The organism is Bacillus luti, assembly GCF_001884105.1.
GTDB lineage: Bacteria > Bacillota > Bacilli > Bacillales > Bacillaceae_G > Bacillus_A > Bacillus_A luti.
Map to the genome: position 1 here is coordinate 38,897 of NZ_MACI01000006.1, position 25,962 is coordinate 64,858.

At 33.2% G+C, this 25,962-nt stretch carries 23 protein-coding genes; 4 read left to right on the forward strand and 19 right to left on the reverse strand.

Going from position 1 to position 25,962, the window contains the following annotated elements:
- Positions 1-266: 266 nt before the first annotated feature.
- From BAQ48_RS01255 to hflX, 18 genes are all read right to left on the reverse strand, one after another.
- A complete protein-coding gene (locus BAQ48_RS01255) occupies positions 267-1,328 on the reverse strand; it encodes a glycosyltransferase family 2 protein (RefSeq protein ID WP_071709697.1) in 1,062 nt (353 codons plus the stop codon).
- 304 nt (positions 1,329-1,632) lie between these two features.
- Positions 1,633-2,775, reverse strand: coding sequence for a glycosyltransferase (locus BAQ48_RS01260; RefSeq protein WP_242660427.1), 1,143 nt, complete (start codon positions 2,773-2,775; stop codon positions 1,633-1,635).
- A 77-nt stretch (positions 2,776-2,852) separates the two neighbouring features.
- Entirely contained in the window at positions 2,853-4,412 is a 1,560-nt protein-coding gene (locus BAQ48_RS01265; protein WP_071709698.1) for a lipopolysaccharide biosynthesis protein, read from the reverse strand.
- Between the two features lie 17 nt (positions 4,413-4,429).
- The gene (locus BAQ48_RS01270; protein WP_071709699.1) at positions 4,430-5,698 is read right to left on the reverse strand and encodes a peptidase; all 1,269 of its coding nucleotides are present in this window, start codon (positions 5,696-5,698) and stop codon (positions 4,430-4,432) included.
- A gap of 49 nt (positions 5,699-5,747) precedes the next feature.
- Entirely contained in the window at positions 5,748-6,716 is a 969-nt protein-coding gene (locus tag BAQ48_RS01275; RefSeq protein WP_071709700.1) for a polysaccharide pyruvyl transferase family protein, read from the reverse strand.
- 69 nt (positions 6,717-6,785) lie between these two features.
- Complete coding sequence (locus BAQ48_RS01280) at positions 6,786-7,985, reverse strand: glycosyltransferase (protein ID WP_071709716.1); 1,200 nt, start codon at positions 7,983-7,985, stop codon at positions 6,786-6,788.
- Positions 7,986-8,106: 121 nt separating this feature from the next.
- The gene (locus BAQ48_RS01285) at positions 8,107-9,264 is read right to left on the reverse strand and encodes a glycosyltransferase family 1 protein (protein WP_071709701.1); all 1,158 of its coding nucleotides are present in this window, start codon (positions 9,262-9,264) and stop codon (positions 8,107-8,109) included.
- Positions 9,265-9,312: 48 nt separating this feature from the next.
- Complete coding sequence (locus tag BAQ48_RS01290) at positions 9,313-10,377, reverse strand: EpsG family protein (protein WP_071709702.1); 1,065 nt, start codon at positions 10,375-10,377, stop codon at positions 9,313-9,315.
- A gap of 33 nt (positions 10,378-10,410) precedes the next feature.
- Entirely contained in the window at positions 10,411-11,304 is an 894-nt protein-coding gene (locus BAQ48_RS01295) for a glycosyltransferase family 2 protein (RefSeq protein ID WP_071709703.1), read from the reverse strand.
- Positions 11,305-11,309: 5 nt separating this feature from the next.
- Positions 11,310-12,419 carry a glycosyltransferase family 1 protein gene (locus tag BAQ48_RS01300; RefSeq protein WP_071709704.1) on the reverse strand — a complete coding sequence of 370 codons (1,110 nt, stop codon included), beginning with the start codon at positions 12,417-12,419 and terminating at the stop codon, positions 11,310-11,312.
- Positions 12,404-13,561, reverse strand: coding sequence for a glycosyltransferase family 4 protein (locus BAQ48_RS01305; RefSeq protein ID WP_071709705.1), 1,158 nt, complete (start codon positions 13,559-13,561; stop codon positions 12,404-12,406). The genes BAQ48_RS01300 and BAQ48_RS01305 overlap by 16 nt, the downstream gene beginning before the upstream one ends.
- A 33-nt stretch (positions 13,562-13,594) precedes the next feature.
- Positions 13,595-15,421, reverse strand: coding sequence for a polysaccharide biosynthesis protein (locus BAQ48_RS01310; RefSeq protein WP_071709706.1), 1,827 nt, complete (start codon positions 15,419-15,421; stop codon positions 13,595-13,597).
- Between the two features lie 295 nt (positions 15,422-15,716).
- Positions 15,717-16,379, reverse strand: a complete 663-nt coding sequence (locus tag BAQ48_RS01315) for a CpsD/CapB family tyrosine-protein kinase (RefSeq protein ID WP_071709707.1) — start codon at positions 16,377-16,379, stop codon at positions 15,717-15,719.
- Positions 16,328-17,068 carry a YveK family protein gene (locus tag BAQ48_RS01320; protein ID WP_071709708.1) on the reverse strand — a complete coding sequence of 247 codons (741 nt, stop codon included), beginning with the start codon at positions 17,066-17,068 and terminating at the stop codon, positions 16,328-16,330. Before BAQ48_RS01320 ends, BAQ48_RS01315 begins: the two co-directional genes overlap by 52 nt.
- A gap of 473 nt (positions 17,069-17,541) precedes the next feature.
- On the reverse strand, positions 17,542-18,876 hold the full coding sequence (gene glnA / locus BAQ48_RS01325; RefSeq protein WP_071709709.1) for a type I glutamate--ammonia ligase: 1,335 nt from the start codon (positions 18,874-18,876) through the stop codon (positions 17,542-17,544).
- A gap of 48 nt (positions 18,877-18,924) precedes the next feature.
- Entirely contained in the window at positions 18,925-19,314 is a 390-nt protein-coding gene (gene glnR / locus BAQ48_RS01330; RefSeq protein ID WP_000656783.1) for a transcriptional repressor GlnR, read from the reverse strand.
- Between the two features lie 176 nt (positions 19,315-19,490).
- On the reverse strand, positions 19,491-20,762 hold the full coding sequence (locus tag BAQ48_RS01335; protein WP_071709710.1) for a methionine gamma-lyase family protein: 1,272 nt from the start codon (positions 20,760-20,762) through the stop codon (positions 19,491-19,493).
- A complete protein-coding gene (gene hflX / locus BAQ48_RS01340) occupies positions 20,755-22,029 on the reverse strand; it encodes a GTPase HflX (RefSeq protein ID WP_071709711.1) in 1,275 nt (424 codons plus the stop codon). Before hflX ends, BAQ48_RS01335 begins: the two co-directional genes overlap by 8 nt.
- A 92-nt stretch (positions 22,030-22,121) precedes the next feature.
- Here hflX and BAQ48_RS01345 point away from each other — a divergent pair, with 92 nt between their 5' ends.
- Positions 22,122-22,745: a trimeric intracellular cation channel family protein gene (locus tag BAQ48_RS01345; protein WP_071709712.1), complete on the forward strand. Its 624-nt coding sequence runs from the start codon at positions 22,122-22,124 to the stop codon at positions 22,743-22,745.
- A 99-nt stretch (positions 22,746-22,844) separates the two neighbouring features.
- Positions 22,845-22,979 (forward strand): hypothetical protein, encoded by a 135-nt coding sequence (locus tag BAQ48_RS28370; RefSeq protein ID WP_000181490.1) that lies wholly within the window; start codon positions 22,845-22,847, stop codon positions 22,977-22,979.
- 34 nt (positions 22,980-23,013) lie between these two features.
- On the opposite strand, the gene spoVK is transcribed toward BAQ48_RS28370, so the two are convergent.
- Positions 23,014-23,970 carry a stage V sporulation protein K gene (spoVK, locus tag BAQ48_RS01355; protein WP_000438189.1) on the reverse strand — a complete coding sequence of 319 codons (957 nt, stop codon included), beginning with the start codon at positions 23,968-23,970 and terminating at the stop codon, positions 23,014-23,016.
- A 265-nt stretch (positions 23,971-24,235) separates the two neighbouring features.
- Here spoVK and BAQ48_RS01360 point away from each other — a divergent pair, with 265 nt between their 5' ends.
- Positions 24,236-25,201, forward strand: a complete 966-nt coding sequence (locus BAQ48_RS01360) for a tyrosine-type recombinase/integrase (protein WP_071709713.1) — start codon at positions 24,236-24,238, stop codon at positions 25,199-25,201.
- A 114-nt stretch (positions 25,202-25,315) separates the two neighbouring features.
- Positions 25,316-25,962, forward strand: a 647-nt coding sequence (locus BAQ48_RS01365; RefSeq protein WP_131800835.1) for a collagen-like protein, incomplete at its 3' end; no start/stop codon positions are given.

Here is a 25,962-nt window from a genome sequence, read left to right on the forward strand (position 1 = left end):
ACTTTTCTATATATTATGTACAACATGGTAAATTGATTGGATATAGTAGAATTAATTGCACTTTATAAATATCAATGCAGGAATTCACTATTTAGAAAGAAATTTTATAAGCCCTTTCTTCTTTCCTGAAAGATTTTCTCCTACTCATTATTTTTGGTCCACTTACCAAATAGTTGGAGTAGACGATATAATTTTGAAAAGTAGTTTGGTCCAAAGGTAATTTTTATTGAAATCCCTTTTGTATTTTCATAACTAATCACAATAAGTTAGATTACAGGAAACTTAGCAATAATATTTTTAATACCCCTTTTAATTTTCCCCTTTCTATACACTTTTTCACCAAGTACGTACAAATATTCTATATTTTTAGATTTGATAGCCTCTAAATATTCCTTTGAAAAATAGTCCCTAGAACCTTCGTTATGCAAACATTCTATTACCTTTTCATTCGAAACATACTCTTCTATTAATTCTCTAATGTGCACTTCACTCAGGTTACTATTAAACAAATTATATAGACATGTTTTAAATGTATTTAGCAACATTATACTAATTCCATTGTATTGCTTTTGTTTAGTATCTAAATAATATTTATTAATAACTTCTTTTTGTATTTGATAACCATTGACCATATCCTCAAATAGATACGGCATATATTTACTTGTTAGTCCGCCCATCCTATAATAATATAAAGTCTCATCAATAATTGTTACCCTATTTGATTTCACGAACATTTCCAAATTATAAAAAAGATCATCCCCTAAAAAATGTATTTCTTCTAAATATCCCCCACAACTTTCGAGTATCTTCCTTTTATATAACTTTGCACATAACGAAGATGGGAATGGGTGCCCCCAAAAGTATGCTACTACTAATTCTTGTCTTATTTCCTCCTTATCATAAATTCTATTATTATCGAAGTATTCACTTTTATTTTTTTTCTTAATCAACATACCATTACCTAGAACTTTATACGTATTACAAACTGTAATATCCGCAGAACTTTCAATAGAGTGTTTATATAGTATTTCAACCATTCTCCTGTCAATCCAGTCATCTGCATCAACGAACATGACATAATCAGAACTCGAAACTTCTATTCCTTTTTTTCGAGTTGGAATACTTCCCTCATTATTCTTATTTATTACAATGATTCTTCTATCTAGCTTTTCATATTTCCTACATATATTCAAACTACCATCTGAGGATCCATCATTCACTAAAATCAATTCCAAATCCTCAAATGTCTGGTTAAGAATAGAATTTATACATTTATCAAGTTTTTTCTCTGCATTATAGATAGGTACTACTACACTTATCCGACTCATACACTTCACCGTCCTTTATACAAATAGTCATAGTAAACTGAATCCTATCGTTATTTTTAGATTTTATGGTATATCATTTAAACTCACAATGCTCTAACTGTTAAACATCTAGATGTATATAATTAAAAGCCGCTATGCTTTTATACATAACGCCCTTTCTCTTCTAGAATAATATCATTCTTAATATATTTACTTATAATACACCTTCTCTTCATTTTATTGTGCACATCAGAATCTTTATCTTCTTATTCTAAGCATAACTTCTATCGATTGAATTAACACAACATATAACATTTTTAGAGTTCTATTCGTTCTCCCCACTTATGATCTGTTCGAATAATCTAATGTTTTTTTTATAGGAAAAAAACTCCTTTCGTTCTTTACTTTTTAATTTATAATACTCTATTAATTTAGGAGACGAGAGTATCTTTTTTAACCCTTCATAGATACCATCTTCACTATTTTCAACTAATAATCCGTACTCTCCATTATCTAATATCTCAACAGGTCCATTGCAATACGTGCTTAAAACTGGTAACTCCAAAATAATCGCTTCTGCTACAGCTAAAGAAAATCCCTCGGTTAATGAGGATGAGACATATATACTACACCTACTCATATATTTATATGGATTATCCTTAAACCCCAAAATATCTACTTTCCTACTTAAAATGGGGGTATGAAAAATCATTTCATTTAATTTCTCTCTTTCAGGACCATCTCCTAAAATTATCAAATTAAAATCATAACCTTCACTTAATAATCTTTTACATGAACGTATTAACCTATCAATACCCTTTTCAGCACTTAATCTACAAGAACATACGATGTTTATACCATCCTTGAATTCATAGTCCAATACCGCTTCATGAGATAGTTTCATTATCTCATTATTATTAATCGGATTAAACAACACTTGACATCGTTCGTTCAAGTCATATTTATTACCAAATCGTTTTCGTGCAGCATTTGTTAACGTAATTATTGTATCGAATTTTCTGTAAGCTCGTCTTTGAATCCATCTTTTATAATTAACAAATGTAGTTGATTCCTCAGTTTCAAGATGTTCCAACCCTCCATGAATCCACATAACTTTATAACACTTGTTAATACTAATTGGGTATGAAAAAAAATCTTTAGTAGTTACAATAATGTCATAATTTTCTTTAACTATGAATTTATTCACAAATATATGAGGAAAAAATATAAATAAGTAATACAATAATCTTTTATAAATACCTTTAACAGGTTTATAAAAAAGATATTGTATTCTAACATTTTTCGGGATTTTTTTAATATTCTCCTTCTCTCCTTCAGTTCTATACATAATAAGCAGAGTCACATCAAATTTAGTATAATCCACCCCATTCAAAGTATTTACTATAACTTTTTCAACCCCACCTATTGACATTACATCCGTGACTAGCAAAAGTTTTTTTTCAATCAAAAACACCCCCTCAGAAAATGACATAAATAGTATTTTAATTACTATATTATGCGACTTGGTGAAATTCAAAAACTTATTCATAGATAGGTTTTACTTGAATTTTTATATGCTAATCGTCTAGATATTATTTTATTGGTTAATGTTTTAAACAAATTGATTAAATATTCAAATTCTTCACTTTTCCTAAACACCACTAAGAAGATTGTATTTGGAATAACTAAGCATAAGATGCTACGTATTACCATGTTACTAACAATAGAATTATTAAAGAGATTGCCCAGAATATCCGTTATAATAACAGCGACTAAAACCAGCACTACATACAATCCATATTTAGCAAAATATAATTTCACTGATTTTTCAAAAACTAAATTAAATATAATATAAGGATCGTACCAGAAGTAAGTGCACAATCTACTGATAATAGTCCCCAAAAATACACCTGCAATCCCTATATATTTCGCGAGAATTATAGAAACTACAATGTTGATGACAGCCGCTATAATAGGCCTATACTTTCCTTTTTTAAATAAACCAGTGGTTTCTCTAAAAGTTGTGGCCGTATTTTGCATTCCAGCAGTAAAAAAATTCAGGATTATAGCAAATATTATGTATTTATTAAACACATAATCCTCACCTAACCATAGAGTTATAAATGGATTCATTAAATTCCAAAGACAAACAGTACAAAAACCATATATCCAAAAATTAGCGAAATTTAGCACACGAAAAATAAAATACTTTTTTTCCGCATCTTCTTTAGCATTTAAATTCCCGACACTGGCAGTAACAGAATAAAAAAAATACCCCAACAAGGTATTCAATGTATTTAAAATCAATAAATAGTTCGAATACACACCAACCCAAATAATTCCAATGAATTTAGAGATAACAATATTATCAGTTCCGTTAATTACTACACCACTAATTTTATATAATAATAAAGCATACAAATTTTCAAAAAATAGCTTTCTATCTTCTTTGGATAGTTTTGCATTATTTTTCCCTTGTAGATATGGATATAATTTATTTGCCGTATTTGCAATATATATATTTTCAATTACTCTCAATGCTAATTGAACTATTAGTACCAAAATATAATTACTTATAACTACCAATAAAAAAATTTGTAACGAATGGGATATGATTGTGAATATACTATGTATTTTGGAAATAACATGATTACGTTGATCAGCAATAATAATTGATTGCTTATACACAAAATAATATGATGAAACTGAACTTACTAAAAATAAGAGATAAATCATGTTAATATTTTCAATTGTATTATGGGCACTCGTTATATAAGGAAGAAATGGTAATAGTAATAACCCTAGTAACAAAACTATTAATCCTATTAATCTGTATGCTTTTTGATATAAGTTCATTAATGCCTGTATTTTATAAATATCATTTTCAGCTAAAGGCTTATATAAACTATAAATTATAGCAGTATCAAAACCCAAATTAGCTAGTGAAAACATAATTAATATACTTGTAAAAAGTCCATCCACACCTAAATATTCTATGCCTAGTGTATAAATAAAAACCGTTCTAACAACAAAGCCCATACCGATACTAAGTAATTGTCCAGACAAACCAAATAATATATTTTTCAGGGAATTTTGTATTCTCATAATAATACCCTCTATTTTTAATTATTTTGTTTAAGTATTGCATTTACTTTAATACTAATTTTCCTTTTTAAAATCGGAAAAAATTTCATTATTCTGTATTTTAGTAATGCTTTTCTTCGCTGCGCTTTAAAATCATAATTCAAAAACCACTCTAGTAATTCTTTATCTAATATATAGGCGTAGTTCTGCTTCATCCGAATTTGAATTAAATTCCAATACATAACAATGAACGTATTTGTAAAAAACTTCACCTCATTATTTAAAGATTTTTTGACGTACTGAAAAAGATTATTCGGGATATTGAATCCATAATCCCGAGGATCTTTCCCTTCAGCAATAATTCCCATAATAGTTCTTAAACATTTTTCACATTTACAACAATTTTCTTCATTTTTAAAACATACCCTGATATTAACCGATTCCTTATTAATTGAATAATGGTCAACAACCACTTTAACCTTATCCTGCCTAGTAAGCTCATATCCATCATGATAAACTTCACCCGATGCATATTTTATTTCATTGTCCACTGTTGGATCAGATGCACAAGTAACTTGAAATAAAGGAGAATTAGAACTTGCAATATATATGCATTTTATCTTAAGTTTGAAAGCTATAGGAATAGCTGCGGATATTATTGCTAGTCCATGATGCAATCCATGCCACCATGTATCGTCTAATTTGTCTCTAAAGTCATGATCAACATTCCCTGCAATTATAAAAGTCCCATAATTAGATTGAATAAGAATATTTTCTAATCCATTCTCTTTTGCAAAACTTATAACATTTTCTTTATCTGCTTCCCAAACATTACTATCCTCTATATCATCTTCATGCCATCCATATTCCGTAACCAATAATGGCTTTTTATCCTTTATTCTTATAAAAGTAGTAAGTGCATCAAGCCCCCCACTAAATAGAGATGCTGCTTCAAGTTTAGGAATGTAAGAATTATCAACAATTTCATCTACTACAATAGAACCCATAAATTTAACACTAGGAAACATATTTTGATATGCACTCTTTATATTATTTAGACAGACATAAAAGGATTTATCTAATTCTTTTATCACTATTGTTGAATCAGTAATCCATATAAGAGGGACTACATTCGCAACAAATGGAATAGCTAAAATGCTATTGGGAATATCCGATACATTATAGTTGTATTCAAGAAACATATGATTACTTGGTTTAAAATACTTTTGTAAATCCCCCTTGATACTAAAAAAGTAATCCACCCTGTTATTTTTTATAATAATTTTATCGAGAATTATACTATTCATTTTTACCTCCTAATAAATCGCCTCATTTATCACATTCACATTGTTCTGGTTAATTGGCGAATTGTCTTAACCATTGATTTACCACATCAAAATCCACCTTAACATCTGTGATTATTTCTGAATTAATCATTTTTTCAAGATTATTAAAATCACTTCTATCGATTAAATTTAAATTATATGTCTCACCCATTCCCTTGGCTCTTTCATCTATAGATATAATTATTGTACGTTTTTTATTTCGCATCGCAAATATACCGCCATGTAAACGTGTTCCAATATAATCTACTTCTCTATGCAATATTTTTTCGTACTCTTCTATAGTAGGGGGTACAATTTTTATTTCTTGTACACCTTTTAATTCTTTCAAATATTCAAGATCTCCCGCATCTTGTATCCAAAAATAAACATTTTTATAATTTTTATTAAGTATATCTATTAATAATTGGTCCTTTATACGGTCCTTAGAATGATGAGTAAGTGTAAAAACAACTGATTCTGATTTTTCAGTCGGAATTCCCTTACAAAACTCCGGTGTAAGGGACCACAATGTTGCACAACCTGTATTTAAAGCTTTAAACCCCATTTCTTCTAAAAATTTTTTTGTCCTTTCGTCTCTAACACTATGTATATATTCATGTGATAAAACTTTTTTATATAACAACTTTGTATACATATTTATCTTATTACCTTTCCCTGCACCAACACCAACTAGAATACTCCCTTTTAAAGGACCACAATTAAACATATTAATATTCCATTGAGGAAAATGGGTAAACATGTCCATCGCTAGCAAGTTTGAACCACCTACAAACTTATATTTAGCATTACTATAAATCTGTACTCGATGTGATTTTCTTGCCACTTGATACCAATGAAACGGCGAAACATGAGTGGGTAATGTTAAAACATATGCATTTTTAGTTATATCAGATAGCTGGTACTTTACACATTGCATTATTATGTCATCACCCTTATTTAGAGAACCTACCGACGTATCTAACACTAAAACATTATCCATGAAAGCAATTCCTCCAAGTATCTTTTATAAATAATAAAAGATTTTTTAGTTTTATACCTTAATCAATTATCACTCAATTAATCTATATATCTTTTCCACTTCTGTTTCATTACCATAATTCCGTTGACTAATATTTTTCACGATTTCATTTCTGAATTCAACCTTATCAATCAGTTTTTTTATTCCCCCTATAATTCCCTCAACACCCATTGGACAAATCCATCCATCTACACCATTCTCTAACTGGCTTTTTGCAGTTGGAAAATTAGTTATAAGTACTGGTTTCTTTAGGATTTGTGCCTCACGTACTGTCACAGCTTTTCCTTCATATCTGGATGGTTGCACATATATATCACACGCTTTTATATATGGATAGGGATTAATCTTCTTGCCTAGCAGAATAAATTTATCTTGAATCTCTAGTTTATCTATCAATTTTTTAAGTTCACTCTCTTGAGGTCCATATCCAACAATGTACCACTCAATATCATATCCTTGATCCAATAGTTTCCGAAAGGCATGTACAGCGTCATCAATTCCCTTAGCATGTGAAAGTCTACCTACAGTAACTAGTTTTATCCGCCCAAGATTAACTGGTATTTCATGAGTAACATCCTGATTAGATTGCTCACGTATAAACTCAGGAGATATTATATTTTCAATAACCTGTACTTTTTTATTAAGATAAGGAATGCTACTAATAAATGTATCTCTACAACTTTCAGAAACAGCCACGATATCATCTATTTCTTTCCACATTTTATACTCCATACCTTTATTAAGTTGTATGTTAGAATAATCTGTATGAATCCATCCGATTTTTCTTTTCGCCCTAACTTTATTACCTATGAAATAATGCGGCCACAAAAAACTAATCGCAACATCGTAATCTTTTTCTAGCCTCGGAAGAAATGGAAGAGACATTCTCCATCCATATTGAATGACAAAGTATCCTGGTTCTTCACTCTTCATATACCCTCCATGCACAGTTCCCATAACTTTTCCTATCAACCTTGTTATCCCAATAGAAATATGTCCTTCTTGTATTATTTGTTTAATTGATTTCCTAAATGTAGTGTATTGTTTCAATTCTTGTAACAAATTCGGTTCTTTAGGTAATAAAGAAAAGAACTCTCCCTCATGTTTAAATAACATTAAATCTATATCATATTTACTGTAATCAATTGTATTTAACAAACCAATTAAGCTTCGTTCTACTCCACCAATTGCCAAATCAAAAGATGCAATCAATATTTTTTTCTTTTTCATCATCAAATCCCTCACAAAATCTATCATGGGTTTCTTTTATTTCATATGGTGATTTTGTGCTATCTTCTACCAAAAAAATCACCATATGACTCAAGTATGCAAATTGATAATAAACTAAATTTCACCTTATAGATTCCTTACACTCTATTCCATATAACGTTAACCACTCAAGAATGTTATTATTGATATCAAAACCTAATCTTGAAATGTTGTTAATTATAATTCCTTTTTCAGGTCTTTCTTTTAATAGAGCTTTATAAATTTCTGTGGACCATAGTTCAATTTTTTCATCTAAGCCAACAAACGAAACAATACCTAATCCCATATCAGTATTTTTAGGTATTGTATCCGCTACAACACAAGGTACACCTGCACATTGTGCTTCCAGTGTTACAATACCAAAACCCTCAAATAAAGAAGGAAATATAAAAACATCGATAATATTCATAATTATCGGAATGTCATTTCTCACTCCCAAAAATCTAATATTTTCATAAATACCTAGTTCTTTTGCTTTCAATTCAATAGAAGCTTTTAACGGACCATCCCCTGCTAAAATGGCGATAAAATTTGTATCCTTCTTTAAAATCTCCTTTAAAACTTGTAGTATAAAAATATGATTCTTTGATTCTGAAAAACGACCTATATGTCCAATTAATTTCGCAGCATCCGGTATACAAAGTTCTTTTCTTACACTAGAAATCTCCTCTATATCCACATCAATAAATTGTTTTACATCTATTCCATTTTTAATCAATTCCACCTTATTATTGTGAAGCATCTTTTCACCAAATAAAAAACGCGCCGCTTCAGAACTGCACGCACAATAGTCTGTTCCAGCATATTTAATAATAGATCGCAGAATCTTTAGGGTAACTCTTGCTGTGACTCCAGATCCTTGTGGCCAATTGTTACTGTGAGAATGGCAAATTCGCTTTTTTATACCAGCCTTTTTTGCAGCCACAGCTACAAAACCACCTTGATAATCCGTATGCGCATGTACAGCTACATATTGACTACCAGACATTATTTTTGTAAGTTCTTTAATATATGCCAAAGGCCCTACTTGTCCTAGACTTGGTATTCTATATACTCTCCCTCCTAATGCTGTTATTTCATCATCGTAATCACACTTCCCGCTTCCATGAGATACAAAATCAAATTGGATTTTCTTTCTATTTATTTTTCTGTATATATTCATTAACAAAGTCTCGGCACCGCCCCGATTCATCGCACTAACAATGTGCAAAATTCTTTTGGTTTTTTTCGTCTTAAGCATTGAAATCTACCCCAATCTTACAATCAGTCCCCTATATTTAACCCTTTATTATCCAAGTAAATTGCTCTTATAGATAATCCCCAGAGTAATGATATGTTCATAAACAAAATAGATAAAATAGCATACCAGGATACTATAATAAATCAATTTCTGATCCTTCTTTGTAAATAGCTTTACAACCCAAGAAATTAATATTAATTGATATAATCCAAAATAAATCGAAAACCTTGCAAAAATCCAATTTTGAGTTGAAATAATCATAAAAACTAGACCTAATAATGCCATGTTTACTATATAATCACTTTGTGGAAACAGTTCTCTTAATTTATGCCTTCCAATAAAAGCAAGAACGAGCGGCGTTGCATCCACAGCAACCCGAAGAATATTAGCTCCACCTTCTTGAAAATCCTTATAGTGACCATATTGTGTATCCCCTATAGTTGCGAAGAAAATTTCTGCAAACTGATTAAATCCTATTACTATAAGTACCGCAATAAAGAGTAATATAAATGTTATGGCCGACCAAGCTCTTCTTCGAATTACAAAATAAATTGGAATCAATACAAGGGCGCTTTGATGAAAAGTAGATGCAAACAAAACTATTAAAAAATATTTTTTCCAATTCCCATCTAAAATATATTTTGTGGCAGCAAAAATAATAGCTGCCGTTAAATACTGTCTCACTCCATTCATTGAAACTAAGTACATACCGGATGCTATATATACATATAAACTTAACTCAATCATTCGTGAGTATTTATATAGAACTGCTACTATTAATATATTTGTTATTAGCGCTGTTATAAAAATTAGAACTTGAGGATCATTCGTATACATTTTTAAAATCATTTGCAAAATACTAAACCCAATATTCTTGCTATCTTGAACATTCTCCCAGCTAAAATCCGTAACTTTATAAGCATGCATATAAAAATACGTATCACCAATATTATTTCTAAAACCAGATACTAGTACAAGAGAGGTCGCTGCCATTAAAATCAATAGTCGATTCGGCTTTAACATCACAATTTCTGAAGTTACTGGTATAGCAAAATACCTTGCAAAAAACGCTAGTATGAACACTATAAAGAAATTCATCCAAAGTATAGTCATTATTCTTCCCTCTTATCAGTCCTAAGTAAATCCCTATATATTTATTTTTATTCTTGTTTTCAATGTAATGTAACTATATAGAATAGCCCCAAATGGCACTGCGCAAAGGGTAAGCACTTTGCAGGGTGACTCTTTTATAAATCTTTTATTTTTCGCTATAAAGCTACTTGATACATAATGTACAGCTTGTCTATATTTAAATAACCTATTTGCAAATGGTAGCTTCATCAATTCCTTACGATAAAAAGCAAAACCTTTTGGATTTTTATGATACTGGCTTAACATATTCATCGAAGAACCATCAGGCATATATTCAACATAACAAAGGGCTTCGTTCATGAGTAACATCTCATATTTTTGATCCAACATATAATATTTATATGCCAAACCTACATACTTTTCATTTTGAAAAATCGGATAAGGATACTTCCTAGTTAGTTCTGTGCGATATACTAATTTCTTATCTCCAGTTACACCATGTTTATTGTAAAGATTAAAAAGTGTAGAACGTTTAAGATTCAATGGTAACTTTGAACCAATTACTGTCCCATCTTTATATAAATCAAGAGCAATGATTCCACTTACTTGATCACTTCCATTTTCATTCCAAAATGAAATAATTTTCTCTACGGCATCACTAGGCATTGAATCATCTGAATCAATACAAACATTGAGTTCTGTATCAATCATCTCGTAAGCTGTATTATGAGCACCATGCATCCCTTGATTCTCTTGCCAATAATACCGTATACTTATGCAATCTTCAGAAATCCAAGATTGTACTAATTCCTTTGTACAATCATCAGACCCATCATCTATAATTAACCATATAAATTCTTTACACGTTTGCTGCTTCAAACTTTCATAACACCCCTGAAGACAATATGCTCTATTATATGTAGGGGTAAAAATCGTTAGCTTTTTCAATACGCTCACCTCGATACTGCTACATACAAATTTTGGGCAAATCCTGTAATTTTTTTTATATCATATCCCTTTTCAGCTAGTACATATTGTGTAACGTTTCTTGATACCTGCTTATCCGCTATATTTTGCAATTCCTCTACCCATTTTCTTACATCTAACAAAGGACACTGTTCAACTAAATTCAAACCTAAATCCACGTCTTGTGTAATAGTTTCCGATATAATACACGGTAAACCCGCCCCTTGTGCTTCAATAAGAGTGACTGGCAAACCTTCATAAATAGATGGAAATATAAATGTATCAAATGCTTGTAATAAACGATTAATATCACCACGTATTCCTAAAAATTTAACCTTATCTGTTAGATTCAGTTTCTCTACTTTTTTCTCCATGTCTAATCGAAGCGGTCCATCTCCAACTAATAGAAGAATAGAGTTCGGCCTATACTCTATTAATTGAGCAAAAATATCAATTAAAAAAGTATGATTTTTGGGATATGCAAATCTGCCTACATGTCCAAGCACAAAAACACCCTCATGAAGTTTCAGTTCTTTTCTTACCTGCTCTCTAATATCTGAATTAAATGTAAATTCATCGCATTCTATTCCATTTTTTAATATTTTTGTTGCACTTTCTCTATTAGCAAACAACCATTGCGCTGCAGCTATTGAACACGCTAAAAAATGTGTAGCACACGGCGTAATAAATGCTCCTGCATACCATTTATATATTTTTGCTATAGCCCCACCCTCACTGCTTGTACTATGACTATGTGCAATCCTAACTGGAACCCTTGCTTTTTTAGCTGAACGAAGTACAAATCCACTCATTTTATCCATATGTGAATGAACGATTTTATATTGTGGATGAGAGTTAAAGAAGGTATCTAGTGCCTTTATATATCCCCTATGACCAACATCTGTAACGTATGGAATTCGATGAATTTTTCCGCCTAATTTTACTACCTCTTCATCAAATACCCCTTCTTTACAAGTTAAAAAATCAAATTGTACTTTTGAGCGGTCTATATTACGATACAAATTCATAATTAAAGTTTCGGCTCCGCCTCTATTCATATTTACGACTACATGTAATACTCTTAATGGAGTGCCCACTTTAAATCCTCCATTTCATCCATATATGCTGTATAAATTTCTTGTTTCTCTTTCAACACTTCATTAACTGAATATTCATTTGTAATAATAGTACGTCCATATTGTCCAAACTGAGCTTGTAATTTAATATTTTTAGAAATAGAATTTATTCTTTCATACATCGTCTTAATGTCATCTCGATCTATAATCCAGCCATTATTATTATTAACAATTAATTCTCTATGCCCCCGGTTATCAGTAGCTACAACAGGAAGTCCACAAGCCATAGCTTCCATAATATTAACTGGCAAGCCTTCCCGGTGACTGGATGCAACTGCAAGATCACACATTTGTAGTAAAGAGGCTATATCATTTCTATAACCAAGAAAGTGCACCATATTACTCACCCCAAGTTGAGTAGCTAGTTTTTTGCATTCTTCCATTAACGCCCCTTCACCAGCAAGTAAAAGCTTCGCATGCGGAATTTCATTTTTCAATTGTGCTAATACACGAATTAAAAAACTTTGGTTTTTATTCTTATTAAATTCAGCAGCATAAAACATTAAAAAATCTTGTGGATTATAGTTAAATTTTAGCTTTAATGCTTGTTTTTCCGTTTCAGTTACTGGGGTAAATCTTTCTATATCTACTCCTACACCATGAACGTGTTTAATATCTTTCGCTTGAAACCGATGTTTAACTGCTAAATTGTAATCTTCTTGGTTAATTGTTATAAGACAATCTGTATTAATTGCCAAACTTCTTTCAATTGGATAATATAAAAGCCAATTTATAAACGGTGATCCTTTACAAAAATGAAATCCATGTGCCGTATAGATGACCTTCGTCCCTTCCCTCCGTGCTTTCCGAGCAGCTAGACGAGCAATTGCTCCTCCCATAGGCGTATGACAATGAATGATTTTATATTTATTTTGATGAATAATTGATTTTAGTTTTTTATATGCATGAAGGTTTTGTATGCTAAGAGGTGATCTTTGAATAGGAATATTATATTTTTGAGTAACGTACGGAAGATGTATATTTCCATTCGCTGCAACATGTACTTCCCATCCTTGGTCTGCAAACCATTTCAAATATGGTAAATGAAAAGCCTTAAAATGATAATCTACAGTTGCACAAAACAGAACTTTTTTAGACACCATCCCACGCACCCGTCTTATAATAATTTTTTGTTATTAACCTGATACTGGTATTAATAATTTTAAAGTTTTACGCTGATTCACTAAATGTAACAATCGCTTTCTTAACTCTAATTCACTTAATTCTGTATATTCAGAAATCATTTTCTCTATTTCTTCTATACGAACATTCATTTCTTTCCCTACATAAATTCTCGGGTGAACTTGTTTCTCATTCATTTCATCTTCTTTTAGTAATTCTTCAAAAAGTTTTTCTCCTGGGCGTATACCAGTAAATTCTATCCCTATTTCATCCACAGAGTTTCCTGATAATCGAATGAGATTTTTAGCAAGATCAACTATTTTTACTGGTTCTCCCATGTCCAGTACAAAAATTTCTCCACCTTTAGCTAATGCACCAGCTTGTACTACAAGTCTAGATGCCTCCGGAATTGTCATAAAATAACGAACCATATCTGGATGCGTAACTGTAACTGGTCCACCCTTTTGAATTTGCTTCTTAAATAACGGGATAACACTCCCTCTACTTCCTAACACGTTTCCAAATCGTACAGTAACAAACTTTGTATGACTTGTTTTATCTTTATGCTGTATTACCATCTCAGCTATTTTCTTTGTCGCCCCCATAACACTCGTCGGATTCACTGCTTTATCCGACGAAATCATAACAAACGTTCCTACTCCATTTGTTCTCGCTGCCTCTGCTATATTCATAGTCCCAATTACATTATTTTTAACAGCCTCTTCAGGATTGTTTTCCATTAATGGTACATGTTTATGTGCAGCTGCATGATATACAACATCCGGACGATGTTTATTCATTATTAAAAACATCTTCTTTTTATCTTGAATATCTGCGATTTCTGGAATAAATACACCTTTTCTATCATTGTATTTCTCATTTAATTCCATTTCTATTGAATAAATACTGTTTTCTCCATGTCCTAATAAAACCAATTTTTTTGGCTTAAATTTCGCAACTTGTCTACAAATTTCAGAGCCAATTGATCCTCCTGCACCAGTAACTAAAATGACTTTATCCGTTATATAATCTGAAATGATATCCACATTTAGCTCTACAGGGTCTCGTCCTAATAAATCTTCTACTTGAACATCTCTGAATTCATTTACTGAAACTTTACCTGTTACTAAGTCTTCTAACATTGGAAGAATTTGAGTTTTCACATTTGTTTTTAAACAATCTTTCAAAATAACATTTCTATCTCTCTTATTTAACGAAGGAATCGCTAAAATTATCATTTCAATATTCAGTTTTTTTATAGCGTAATCAATTTGATTCATACCACCAATTACCGGAATCCCCCATATATCAAGATTATGTTTTTTAACATTATCATCAATAAACGCAACCGGCATTAATTCTGTGGCACTATTCTTCAACAACTGTCTTGCAACCATTGTCCCAGCTGATCCAGCACCAACAATTAACGTTCGTTTCTTATCACCCTTTTTCACATAATAAATATCTCTGTACATTCTCCAAATAAAGCGAGAACCACCAATTAATAAAATATGAATCATCCAAGTTACAACTAGCAATCGAAAATACATTTTTTGCATAATCAGTTGTTGCACAACTGCGGTGGTAAGTATAGAAAATGTAACGACCTTGCATATAATTAACAACTCTCCTACACTCGCATATTCCAAAGCTTTTTTATACAGTTTATAAATAAAAGCAAACAGATGATGACTAACTAATAAAGTGATAGAGCTAACAACTGATGATAAAGTGATAACACTGAAGCTAGCATTTACAAAAAAATAACTAAAAAAAATAGCACTTAATACAATCAGTGAATCCATTAAAAGCAATAACGATATCCTCCGACGATACGTCATATAACTTCCTCCTTTAATCAATTCCTTACTTAACTCTTTCAAATTTAAAGTTTCTAACTATGTTCTCTTTATTAAAAACACATAGTTAGAAACTTTAATAAAACATGGGCATCTAACCCTCCCTCACATTACACTTTTGATGACTGGCATCTAAGGTTGTTTTCACAACCCACAGCATAATCGAGTGCCTCCATTGATAGCGGTTAGGAGACATCACCACATCACAGTTCTATCACTATTCTTTATAACGAACATTTATATGTACAACCGTTAAATCAAATACTCTAAATTACGTTTATACTTTCCCATTCAAAATCGCACCCAATATTCTACTCTTCGTAAAACTTAGTGCTCTTTTCGTTTCAAGCGCATCTTCGTTCACAGTACGATTATATCGGATCACCAATAATACTCCTTCACACTTATCGGCTAATACACTCGTGTCCGTCACTTCTAATACAGGTGAAGAATCAAATAATACAATATCATACCGTCCCATAGCCTTTTGAATTAACATATCCATCGCATCGGAACTAAGTATTTCAGATGGATTAAACGGTACTGGACCGCTAGTTAATACATCCAGACTTTCCATCTCTGTTTTTTTCACAACACCTTCTAGATTTGTTGTTCCGTTCAATATATCAGTTAGTCCAATTGTATTTTCTACTCCAAACATTTCATGAATCGTTGGTGTTCGTAAATTCGCATCTATTACCAATACTTTTTCACCTTTTTGCGCTATTGAGACTGCTAAATTTACTGTAATCGTTGATTTTCCTTCACCGTACCTCGGAGAAGTAACAACTATCGTTCTGCTTTTGTGATTAGATGAAGATAATTGAATGTTTGTTCGAAGCGAACGATACTGCTCCGAAATTTTCGATCTTGGGGCGGTATACGAAATTATACTTTCTCCTTTAACTTCATTTGTTTTTCGTCTATTTTTGTATGCCACTCCGTTCCCTCCCTCAATAACACTGTATTTTTCCCACTAAATTTATCTCTCGTATTCTTCTTATTCATTTTAGAAATCCCACCCAAAACAGGGATATCTAACAATTGTTCAATGCGTCGTTCTGATTTGATTCTTTCATCAAGTGAATCCAATAAAAAAATAAAACCGATACTGAGCACCATACCTAACGTGAATGCAATTAGTATCGTCTTAAAGTGATTTATATTTATAGGCATAGAATATTTTTGAACTGGATCCTCTGGTAATATACTCACATTATTAAAATTCAGTATATTTGCTACTTCTTGTTTATAAACAGCCGCTGTGGTATTTGCAATTTTATGTGCAAGCACAGGATCCACATCCACTACATTTATCCTCATAATCTGAGAGCCTTGTACACTTTCTGTACTTATTTGTCCACTTAATGCACCTGCTGATCTATTTATATTCAATTCAGCAGCTACTTTTTCTAATATTACAGGCTCATTTACCATCGCTTTCAATGTATTCATCGTTTCGGCGTTAGCTTGAACAATAATCCTTGCTGAGGAGGAATACAAAGGCGTTTTCATATACATACTATACATGGCTCCTCCTACCGTCGTAAGAGTCGTAAACAATAGTAGTATCCACAACCTTTTCCATATTACATTAAATAGATTTTTCAAATTTATTTCCTTATTCATTACTTCTCCTCCTCATTTAATACCAATGAGATTTCAGTTAAAATTCCCATAAAAACCATAAATAAAACTCATGTTTTTTATTTTTCAAATATATAAACATTACTAATTACTGTCATTTTAGTTCTTTATATAGAACGAGTCAATATAAATTATTTTTGTTTAATCGCTTCTTAATTTCGCCTCAAAAATTACGACAATATTCTTCATATTTCACTGTAGATAAATGACGAAAACACCCTATTATTGCAGTATCAGGGTGTTTTTCTTTGTATTGAAACGGATTTCAGCAAGAGATTTTACCCCATATTAAATAGGGCTATATATTAAATAACTCACTTTTTCAAATAATATTCATTTCGCATAGGTATTAACAAGTACATTTTTGAATTTGTTCGCCCCTTTATATTCCTCCTATAAAAATACCCGATAAATAAAAAACCCTCAACACATTATGTGTCAAGGGTTTAAGTCTCTTAGTATAGAGACATATATTGATCGCGTTCCCATTGGTGAACTTGCGTACGGAAGATATCCCACTCAATCTCTTTCGCTTCGATGAAGTGCTCAAGTAAATGATCTCCTAGTGCACCACATACTACTTCGTTAGATTGTAATGTAACTAATGCTTGCGCTAATGTTGCTGGTAAGTCAACGATACCTGCTTCTTCGCGCTCTTCTTTTGTCATTACGTAGATGTTACGGTCTACTGCAGCTGGTGGAGTTAATTTGTTTTTAATTCCGTCAAGACCTGCCGCTAATAATGTAGCCATTACTAAATATGGGTTTGCAGCCGGGTCAACACTACGTACTTCTACGCGTGTACTAATACCACGAGATGCAGGAATACGTACTAATGGGCTACGGTTTTGTGCAGACCATGCTACGTAACAAGGAGCTTCGTATCCAGGTACTAAACGCTTGTAAGAGTTTACAGTTGGGTTTGCTACCGCTGTAAATGCTGGTGCGTGTTTTAAAATACCTGCGATGAAGTGACGAGCATCATCACTTAATTGTAAATCACCGTTTTGATCAAAGAATACGTTCTCACCATTTTTGAATAGTGATAAGTTACAGTGCATACCTGAACCGTTCACACCGTATAATGGTTTCGGCATAAATGTTGCGTGTAAACCGTGTTTACGAGCAATTGTTTTTACAACAAGTTTGAATGTTTGAATGTCATCACATGAGCGAATTGCATTTGCATATTTGAAATCAATTTCGTGTTGCCCTGGAGCAACCTCATGGTGAGATGCTTCAATTTCAAAGCCCATTTCTTCAAGTTCAAGAACGATATCACGACGACAGTTTTCCCCTAGATCCATCGGCGCAAGGTCGAAGTATCCACCGTTATCGTTTAATTCTAATGTTGGATTTCCTTTTTCATCTACTTTGAATAGGAAGAATTCTGGCTCTGGTCCAAGATTGAAATCTGAGAATCCTAAAGCTTCCATTTCTTTTAATACACGTTTTAAATTGTTACGTGGATCTCCTTCAAATGGAGCACCATCTGCAGTGTAGATATCACAGATTAAACGAGCTACTTTACCTTTTTCAGCTGTCCAAGGGAAAATTACCCAAGTGTCTAAGTCTGGATATAAATACATATCAGATTCTTCAATACGTACGAAACCTTCAATAGAAGATCCATCAAACATCATTTTGTTATCAAGAGCTTTTGTTAATTGGCTCACTGGAATTTCTACGTTTTTAATTACTCCTAAAAGGTCCGTAAATTGTAAACGGATATACTTTACATTCTCTTCTTTCGCCAAACGGAAAATATCTTCTTTTGTGTACCTAGCCATTATAAATTCCTCCTTAGTCCCTCTAAACGCCTTCAGAATCAGTTATCTTTAGTGAAAAAATCTTGAAATGTCACCTTGTCGCAATGAAGTTCGATTAAATCTACCTGTATGCTGTAGTTCATCTCGAAGTATTTTGCGAAGCTCAGTTTTTGAAATTTCTTTCGTTTCTTCTTTTACTTTCACTGCTTCTGTTTGATTTTCTTTCATTAGTAACACTTGTTTAATACCAGCCATATTCAAGCCTTGATCTAATAAATCTTTAATCTCTAACAACTTATCTACATCGTTAAATGAAAATAACCTACGATTCCCCTTTGTACGGGTTGGAGAAACAAGATTATGCTCTTCATAGTAGCGAATTTGACGTGCAGATAATTGTGTTAAATCCATAACAATACCAATAGGAAACAGCGGGGCAGAACGTCTATCTTCTTTCATCGTTTCAGTTCCTCCTTCGCCTTAACTGCTTCTCATTTTATATTATGTTATGTTTAGTGTCAATAGATGTTAGCTTTTCTTACATGATTTTTTTAAAAATTTTTTCATTCTTTTTTCTAATGGCACAAATCAATACTTTCATACGAAAAAAAGCCGTCAAAATCGACAGCTTCCCTTTAAGAAATTGTTAATAAATTCTTTTCCATTAACTCATCAATTGCAGAACAAATTGCAATTTTAACATGCGAATATGTTAATCCACCTTGCACATACGCAACATAAGGCGGTCGAATCGGGCCATCCGCAGACAATTCAATACTCGCACCTTGAATAAACGTTCCCGCAGCCATAATCACATCATCTTCATAACCCGGCATGTAGTTTGCATACGGAGTGAAGTGAGAATTAATCGGAGATGCATATTGAATCGCTTGACAGAACGCGATCATACGATCTTTATCATCAAATTGAACAGACTGAATTAAATCTGTTCTTGACGCATTCCAAGCTGGCGATGTATTCATCCCTAACTTTTCTAAAAATGCAGCTGTAAAAATCGCACCTTTCAGCGCTTGTCCCGCAACATGCGGTGCTAAGAAGAAACCTTGATACATTTCTTGCAAACTGTATAAAGATGCCCCAGCTTCCGCACCAATCCCTGGAGATGTTAAGCGATACGCACAAGCTTCAACATACTGTTCTTTCCCGACAATGTAACCACCAGTTTTAACGATTCCACCGCCTGGATTCTTAATAAGAGAACCCGCCATTAAGTCCGCACCAACATGACATGGCTCTTTTTCTTCAATAAACTCACCATAACAGTTGTCAACAAATACAACAACATCAGGTTTAATTTCTTTAACGAATGCAATCATCTCTTTGATTTGTGAAACAGTAAACGACGGACGAGTAGCATATCCTTTTGAACGCTGAATACCAATCATCTTCGTGTTACTATGAATCGCAGCTGCAACAGCTCCAAAATCAACAAGCCCATCCTCAGTTAGCGGAACTGCATTATAACCAATATTATATTCTTTAAATGAACCTACACCTTTTCCGCGCGCACCAACAATTTCTTCTAACGTATCATACGGTTTCCCCGTAATGTACAACAATTCATCACCAGGACGTAAAATACCAAACAAAGCCGTAGAAATAGCATGCGTACCCGAAATAATTTGAGGACGCACAAGGCCAGCTTCAGCTCCAAATACATCAGCATACACTTTTTCTAGCGTATCACGACCAATATCATCATATCCATAACCTGTCGTTGGAATAAAATGCGAATCACTAATTTTATGTTTACGAAAACTTTCTAATACACGAAATTGATTACTTTCGATCACTTCATCCGCACGCTTATGTACTTCAGTAATTTGACTTTCTACTTCTTTTACGATTGGAGCAATTTTTTCTCCATTTTTCAAACGATCAAACATTTTTATTTTCTCCTTCTTCCACTAAAAATCTCTTTAATTGCCCATTAAATGACGAATGAGCAAATATATATCCTGTACAATCATATACAAATTTATCTTCCAAAAACTCCATCTTCGTTAACAGTGTTTCCGTTTTTAATAGCGTTAACAACTTACCTTCACTCGGAGGAATTTCCGCTTGATAACGCCCCATTTCTTCTTTCATTTTCTTTTCTATCGCTTCTTTTATGTGTAATAAATCACTTTCTTCAAAAGCACTAGTCATTAAAAAGTCATTTTTCGGAAACGGGATAAAGTTTTGATGTAATTCATCTTTTTTATTATATAACGTAATAATAGGAATATGGTTAATTTCAAGGTCCGACAATAATTGTTTTACTGTCTGCTCATGACCTATATAATTAGGGTCTGCCGAATCAACTACATGTAAAATAACATCCGCTTCACCAGCTTCTTCTAATGTCGACCGAAAAGCAGCGATTAATGACGTAGGTAAATCTTGTATAAAACCAACCGTATCAGTCAAAAGTACGGTATAACCCGAAGGTAACGGCATCTTTCTTGTTGTCGGATCTAACGTCGCAAATAATAAGTTTTCTTCAAACGTATCAGCTTCCGTTAATCTATTAAACAATGTGGATTTCCCTGCATTTGTATACCCAATTAACGAAACTTGAAATACTTTATTATCTTTCCTTCTCTCACGATATCTTTTCCGATGTTCCACAACAACCGCAAGTTGTTTCTTTATTTCATCAATACGAGATCGAATGTGACGACGATCCGTCTCGAGCTTCGTCTCCCCAGGCCCTCTCGTACCAATACCACCACCAAGACGCGATAACGATAGACCTTGTCCCATAAGACGCGGCATTGTATATTGCAATTGAGCCAACTCCACTTGAAGTTTACCCTCTCTCGACTTCGCTCGTTGCGCAAAAATATCTAGTATGAGCTGCGTTCGATCAATTACTTTCGCCTCTAGTACTGAGGAGACATTCCGAATTTGACTCGGTGTTAACTCGTTATTAAATATTATTACATCTGGTTCTAACTCTTGAGTTAGCATCGTAAGTTCTTCTAACTTACCTTTTCCTATATAAGTCGCCGGATGAAATTTCGGGCGTTTTTGCGTTGTCGATACTAATACCTCTGCTTGAGCAGTTTTCGCCAGCGATGCAAGTTCTTTCATGGAATGCATAAATTTTTCATCATCATCTTGTGGCAATTGACACCCTACCAATATGACTTTTTCTTTTTCTTCCATCAAATATGTTCACTCATCCTTTTCGAAATTTAAACCTTCTAATATAATAGCAGAGGAAGCACATTTCATCTAGTTAGCGGGGGAGAAAATTCATGGCATGGGAGATTTTTAGCATCATAGGCACAATCGCTTTCGCACTAAGCGGAGCCATTGTTGCAATGGAAGAAGATTATGATATTTTCGGGGTGTATATTTTAGGAATGGCAACCGCATTTGGGGGAGGTGCCCTTCGTAATTTACTAATCGGTTATCCGATTGTGGCGTTTTGGCAACAAGACATGTTATTCCAAATCGCACTATTATCAATGACTATTATTTTTCTTTTTCCAAATAAATTAATTAGACATTGGAAGAAGTGGGAAAACATCACGGATGCTATTGGCTTGTCAGCATTCGCTGTACAAGGAGCATTATATGCCCAAAAATTAAATTTACCAATTAGCGCTACAATCGTAGCAGCTGTTTTAACTGGTATTGGCGGTGGTATCATCCGCGATCTTTTAGCCCGCAGAAAACCACTCGTCCTTCGAGCTGACGTATATGCATTCTGGACGATTCTAGCAGGTTTCTTAATCGGTGCTCAAATTATCGTTAGCGATTGGGCTCTATACACCTTATTCATTTTAATTGTTTGCTTCCGAATGATTTCTATTCATTACAAATGGCATTTACCGCACAGACGTATCGACACAAACGAACGCTCCATGCATAAATAGCAATCTAACCTCTTTACATAACGTAAAGAGGTTTTTCTTTTCTAACGATTTTTTCTTCACATAATGTTTATACTAATCCTCAAAGTGAGGTGAATACAAATGACAAACCATGTTAATAAAGGCGCTCAAAAAAGTTCAGTAGACCAAATCGGACACGATCCTAATTCCGCTCACGAAAAAAGCGCAAAAATGGAACGTTTCCATAAATCTTATCGCGGAAAAACAAAAAAATAACAAACGAAATTGCATACAAAAATAGACGCACAGTTTATGTACTGTGCGTCTCCTCTTCCAACATTAAATCAATACTTGATATCCCAATTAAATCATGCTTATCATACGTATCTTCTTGTAACAAACGCATCGCTTGTGTACGAATCGATTTTTCAACAATATTCCGTACATATCGTCCATTACTAAACGATGTAATTTGCGACGAATACTTTACAGTGTGCAAATGATCCCTAAATTTCCACTCAGCTTCTTTCGATAATTGGTATTCACGTTCTTCGTACATCCTTTTCCCAATTTCCAATAACTGATTCACTGAGTAATCCGCAAACTCAATAATAAACGGAAAACGAGATTGTAATCCCGGATTCAATGACAGAAAATGATTCATCTCTCTTGAATATCCTGCCAAAATCAATACAAAACCATGTTGTTTATCTTCCATATGCTTTACAAGTGTATCAATTGCTTCCTTTCCAAAATCCTTCTCTCCCCCTCGTGCCAAAGAATACGCCTCATCTATAAACAAAATCCCCCCCATTGCTTTCTTTATTAAATCTCTTGTTTTTTGAGCCGTATGTCCGATGTACTCACCCACTAAATCCGCACGCTCTGCTTCAACTAAGTGCCCTTTTGATAGAATATTCATTTCAAACAACAACTTCCCTATCATTCTAGCTACAGTTGTCTTTCCTGTACCCGGATTTCCTTTAAACAACATATGAAGCACTTGCTTCTCTGACTTCAATCCCATCTCTTGTCTTTTTTTATTCACATAAATCCAAGCATATATTTCTTTTATTATCTTTTTTATATCATCCATCCCAACAAGCTTTCCCATCTCTTCTTCAATTCTCTGTAACATTTCATGTTTAGTAGTAGTTTCATTTGAAATTACCGTTTTCTTTTCCGATGCCGGTAAAGAAATTTTTTTTCGATGATTTAACACAATATTAATTTGATTATTATTTTTTTTACGCATCGATTGTTCCATTCAATCACCTCATTTTATCCCGTATTAACAGGCCGTAAAACTTCCACTTCAAACCCCAGCAAATGCGAGGAATTTCAGCGGGAGATAACTGTCCGTAAATACCCGATTGGTGAAGACTAATAATCAGTGGCAGGTGGACAGAATCCCCATTGATTAAACCTTCACTTTATCCACTCACCAAATATTATTATTCCTGTCCCCCTTGCAAATGCCTATTTTCAGAAAAGTTTGCTATAATAGAAGAAATAATTAAGGTGGTGGGACTATGGAGACAACGGAATTCCATGATACAATACAAGCCTTTTCCATTTTTTTATTGAATAAAGGCCGAAAACCTTCAACCATTAAGCGTTATGTTTATGACATTGAAGATTTCGGACATTGGTTAGAAAAAAACAAAAAGCTCCCTTCCAGTAATATATGGGCTACACTTTGTACAAAAGACTACGAAGATTACTTTTCCGACTTAAAAAAGAATCGACATTACTCAGAGAAAACAATGCATCGTGTATTTATTGTATTAAATAGAATGCATCACTTTCTAAATATTCCTAATCCATTAAAGAATATGGAAATTTCTATTCAACCAGATCGTACACTACGTAACGAAGATTTCATTTCATCTGATGAAGAAAAAAAATTAAAACACATAGTCACTTCACTGGAAGGACTTTCAGAAAAACAGCGCCCTGTGCGTCCTTTATTAACGGATCGTAATATCACTATTTTAACCTTATTAATCGACTACGGTTTATCCTTACAAGAACTTACAGCGTTAACTATGCATCACGTTCACTTTGAAACTAACACATTAACTATTCCCGCAAACGCAGGGGTAGAAAGAACAATCACCCTAACGAAAGAAGACAAAAAACAACTATATACTTATTACAAAAGCATCCCTGAACCAGTTCGCCCTAAGTATCATAGCGATGATCCATTGTTTGTCGCATTCGATTTTAACCGCGGAACATACAGGTGGGTATATGAAAATGATGCACCAAAAGGGTTAACAGAAATCGCAATTCAAAAGATGATTCGACTTGAAGTTGCTAGAGCGAATTTGCGGAAAGGCATCTCCGGACAACATTTCCGAAACACCTTTATTTTACGTCTAATAAATAAACAAACTCCAGAATCGGAGATCATCAAATTAGCTGGCTTCAAATCAAAAATCTCACTAAAACGATATTATCAATATGCAGAAAATAGAAAAAACGCCTTATCATAAGGCGTTTTTTCTATTTTTTTCTTCAAACAAATGATTTTATTATGACCATTTTACTAATTTTTGCATCTACTATGATGAGTTTCATTCACATTCTCATTAGAAAGGAGAGATTTAATGTCTCGTTATGACGACAGTCAAAACAAATTCTCCAAACCATGCTTTCCAAGTAGCGCCGGACGAATCTCAAACACGCCATCCATCCCGATTTCTAAAGCACAATTTAGAACATTTCGAGCGATTATTAACGATTTAATTAAAATAATTCCAAAACTTTTTGCAAATCCATCTCCAAAAAATATTGAAGATCTAATCGATACTCTGAACCTACTAAGCAAATTCATTTGTTCACTAGACGCTACTTCCTCCCTGAAAGCACAAGGGTTAGCTATTATTAAAAATTTAATAACTATATTAAAAAATCCAACTTTCGTAGCAAGCGCTGTATTTATTGAGCTTCAAAATTTAATTAACTATTTACTATACATTACAAAGCTATTTCGAATTGACCCTTGCACACTTCAAGAGCTTCTTAAATTAATTGCAGAGTTACAAACTACTCTAGTTAATTCAGCTTCGTTCGGCAGAGGACCTACTGGACCTACTGGACCTACTGGACCTCAAGGTAATACAGGCGCTACCGGACCTAGAGGTAACACGGGCGCTACTGGTGCCACTGGACCTAGAGGTAACACGGGCGCTACTGGACCTACCGGACCTAGAGGTAATACAGGCGCCACTGGTGCTACCGGACCTAGAGGTAA